The sequence below is a fragment of the Streptomyces sp. WM6386 genome (genome assembly GCF_000972385.1).
Classification (GTDB): domain Bacteria; phylum Actinomycetota; class Actinomycetes; order Streptomycetales; family Streptomycetaceae; genus Streptomyces.
In genome coordinates this window covers 1-345 of record NZ_JXTE01000684.1, presented here as the reverse complement: position 1 = coordinate 345, position 345 = coordinate 1, and the positions used below count along the sequence as shown (strand labels likewise).

1 protein-coding gene is annotated in these 345 nt (G+C 70.7%); it reads right to left on the bottom strand.

The window, feature by feature from the left end; translation table 11 throughout:
• Window positions 1-343 (bottom strand): (2Fe-2S)-binding protein (locus TN53_RS43230; protein WP_234441879.1); only part of this gene is annotated, 343 nt, incomplete at its 3' end.
• Between the last annotated feature and the right edge of the window lie 2 nt (window positions 344-345).

The window sequence follows — 345 nt, the reverse complement described above, 5'->3', positions numbered from 1 at the left end:
CGGCGGCGTGCTCGGCGAGCGCGCCGATCGCCGAACAGATCTGTCCCGGTGTGCAGTAGCCGCACTGGTAGCCGTCCAGATCGAGGAACGCCTGCTGGACCGGGTGCAGTCGGTCGCCCTCGGCCATGCCCTCGATGGTGGTGATCTCGCGTCCTTCGGCGGCCACGGCGAGTTGCAGACAGGACACCGCCCGGCGCCCGTCGAGCAGTACCGTGCAGGCGCCGCACTGCCCCTGGTCGCAGCCCTTCTTGGTACCGGGCAGGTCGAGGCGCTCGCGCAGGGCGTCGAGCAGGGTGGTGCGGTGGTCGACGGGCAGGGGGTGCTTCTCGCCGTTGATGTTCAGGG